Genomic DNA, 3,117 nt, shown 5'->3' with positions numbered 1-3,117 from the left:
GGGCTGCCGTAGGCGTAGCAGGAGGTGGTGACCTGGATGTCATCACAGGGCAGGAAGTGCACGGTGAGGCCGCAGACTTTTTGGCCGGTGTAGTCGGGGATGGAAACTGTTTTGGTGAGCTGACGTTTTTGGGCGTCGATTTTTTCGACCCATGCCAAATACTTAGGCCAATCTCCAGTTCCGGGATACTCCTTCGTACTTCCCTCCCCAGTCTCCCAATCAACACGCACCGTCATCCCCGCCTGCCAACGCTCGGGCGCGACATAACAGCATCCACCCCCGCCCCCCTGATAAGGGCCAATGATGTCGATGCCCGAACGCCCATCAACACTGAAGCGGTTGATCGCCCAGTGCGTATGATTTATAGCTTCGAGCGTGCTGGCCAAAGCGCTTTGCGCAAACAAAACGCCTGCCAAAACACCGAGCATGGCAACGCTAAATCTGCCGTCGCTGGATCTGTACATACCATTCATGTCCTGTCTTCGTCGGAGGATGGCGCGCAAAGAGTGCGCAACCGGTCGAGGGTGTAGGCTTGACGCTCGGGCTCGAGCAACAACCCCGCCTGGGTGGCCTCAAGCATGGCCACGTAGCACGCCTGAAAGTGCTGCTCGGCGCTCGCGCCAAGCGGCAGCGCATCGGCCAGGTTCACCATGGCTGTCGTGGCATCACTGGCGCAGCAGAGCGTTTCCAATTGGCTATCGCTGAGCTCGATAGGCACGAAGTCCTCCGGCAATGCTTGCGCATCGGCCCTGCCCTGAAAGCGATGGGGAATGCCGTCGCGATCCAACCAACTCCAGAACGCAGCAGGACAAAGCAACCAGCGTTGCTGCTGCGGCTCAAGCACATGGCTGAACAGCAATGGGAAGACACGCGGGTCGTAATAACGCAGCAAGCCCAGGTATCCTTCATGACGTACCTCCAGGCACCGTCCCAGGTATTCGGCCAGCTCCTTGAAAGGCCAAAAAGAGGCCAACACCAGCAATTGGGAGCGTCCCTTCAGCGCCTGCACCAACCCGATAAACCACTGGTGTTGCTGAGGCTGCGCCAGGTCAACACGCACCAGCAACGGCGCCAACTCGCTGGCAGCGTGTTCAGGCAGGTCGGTAAACAATGAGTACCATGGCAATGCCGGCTCCACACTCAGTACGCTGGGCAGTAGCGGGTACTCGCTGCCAGCCTGATCAATGATGAGATCCAGGCAGGTGACGGACACTTCTGTGCAGGACACTTCCAGCAGTTCTATCCAAGCCTCGTGAGGAACAGCGCTCATGCTTGCACCTCTCTGCGAACGAAGCCTTGTGCAGCGGCATGCGCCTTCTTCAGGCACTCCTTGCAGACCGAACCCGGCAACTCTGGCAAAGGAAATTGCTCACTGGTCCCGGGATTTAGTCGATGTTTGCCCTTGATACTGATCAGGCCTGGGCCATGAATCTGGATATCGCCTTTCGGTGTAAGCCGGATGTAGGCGCCACCGCACCCAAGGGTGATACCATTTTTGGCCGTCAGTTGCAGGTGACCCTGTACCGACTGCAAAGTGATGTCTTGCCGGGCAATCAGTTTCATCACGTCGCCGTGGGATTCGATCTCCAGGGGCCCTTTGCCGGAAACCAGGCGCATACCTTCTTGCTGAGCCAACAGAGAGATTGCCTCGTTGGCATGGACTGACAGACGCCGGGCGGCCGCCAAATTGATCTCCTCGCGGCTCTGCAGGTAAAGCGACTTGCCGCTTTTCAGCAGCATACTGGCAGGTGTTACCGCACCTATACCCTTGGGCGCACTGAACAACATGGCCGGGGCTTTCAAGTCTTTGGCGCTGTCCTGGAACTGCTGCAAACCCTCGATCGAAGGCTGACGACTACGATGTGCCTGGGCGATTTCCTGCCAGTCGGCGATTTGTTGCGTTGCGCCTGCGACCAAATTCGAGGCGGGGGCCATGGCCAGCACGTGATCCGAAGCCAACGCCTGCTCATCCGCACTGATAAACAACCCCTTGCCGCCGCGAATCGCCCCCCAACCATCCGTGCGCAGTTCAAACCCTTCTCCACGCATTTTGCGTCCGGCATCCACCAGGTGACCCAGGTTGAGCTGGCTCTTGCCACTGTGTTCAGTACTGAGTTTGATATGCTCCTGCCCCCGCGTGTCATCCATACGCAGTTTGTTATTGGCCGGAGTGCGCAGCACGTTGCGCTTGTCGTTGCGCAGGGTGACGTGATCGACGTGTTCACTGTCGTGCAGGGCATGGGCGATATACGGCCGGTCCGGGTCGCCCTGCTCGAAGGCCACCGCCACTTCGGTGCCGGCCAGCAGCGGCAAATGCAGGCCATGGGTGTCGCCGGCGTAGGGCCGGGCCAGGCGCAGCCAGACGCTTTCTTCACCGGCCTTCCAGCTGTCGCGATCGAACAGGAAACTCACCCGGTAGCGCCCTTCCAGGTCGATATGGGTGTAGGGGTCGTTGGCCTGCGGGCTGGTGACGCGGGCGGGGACGGTGCCGGCGATTTGTGGCTTGTCCTTCAGTTCAGGGCGAAAGCACACCGTTTCTGAATAGGGCATGGCCTGGAAGGTGGCCTCGAAGCTTTTATCGCGCGCGGCGGTGGTGGTCAGGCCAGTGATCACCACACCCGGGGCAAAAGCCTGGGGAGCGCCGCCGCTGACCTTCAATACCTGACCGGGCATCAGGGTGGCGCTGCTACTGATGCCGCTGAACAGGGTCTGCCCATTCAGGTAACGCTCGTGGCGCAGCCGCGCGTAGAAGTAACCGCTTTCGCTTTGCAGGTCTTCGTCCTGGGACAGCGCATCGCCGAGTACGCGGTAGGGTTCGGCATAGTGGTAGGCCTCGCCGTAGGTGGTGGTCGCGCCCCGGCTCTGGTCGATCTCGCCGCTTAGATGGGCGCGGGCATCGCGGTGCTGGTAGGCACGAAAATGCACGTGCTGTTCGACGACCTTGTGGCTCGATTGCAGGCTCCAGACGCCATCCTGGCCGCTGCTGCCCAGACCTGATTGCGGGCGAAACGGCAGCTCGATATCGAACTGATAGAGGCGTTGATCGTCGCAAAACTCGACCACATCGATGCCCAGGCGCTCATCACTGCTGAAGCGGTACCAGATGCCGATCTCGGC

Annotated in this window: 3 protein-coding genes; all 3 read right to left on the bottom strand. The window is 60.0% G+C overall.

Annotated elements, in window-relative coordinates; all coding sequences use genetic code 11:
- The coding region (locus HX812_RS31740; protein ID WP_178949159.1) for a DUF3304 domain-containing protein at nucleotides 1-473 on the bottom strand (473 nt) is incomplete at its 3' end.
- On the bottom strand, nucleotides 470-1,270 hold the full coding sequence (locus HX812_RS31735; RefSeq protein WP_038850405.1) for a DUF4123 domain-containing protein: 801 nt from the start codon (nucleotides 1,268-1,270) through the stop codon (nucleotides 470-472). The genes HX812_RS31735 and HX812_RS31740, both read right to left, overlap by 4 nt.
- Nucleotides 1,267-3,117 (bottom strand): type VI secretion system Vgr family protein (locus tag HX812_RS31730; protein WP_178949158.1); only part of this gene is annotated, 1,851 nt, incomplete at its 5' end. The genes HX812_RS31735 and HX812_RS31730, both read right to left, overlap by 4 nt.

The sequence above is a fragment of the Pseudomonas sp. IPO3749 genome (assembly GCF_013386605.1).
Lineage (GTDB): Bacteria > Pseudomonadota > Gammaproteobacteria > Pseudomonadales > Pseudomonadaceae > Aquipseudomonas > Aquipseudomonas azotoformans_A.
The sequence above is the reverse complement of the archived record's forward strand: the minus strand, read 5'-3'. Positions and strand labels throughout refer to the sequence as shown.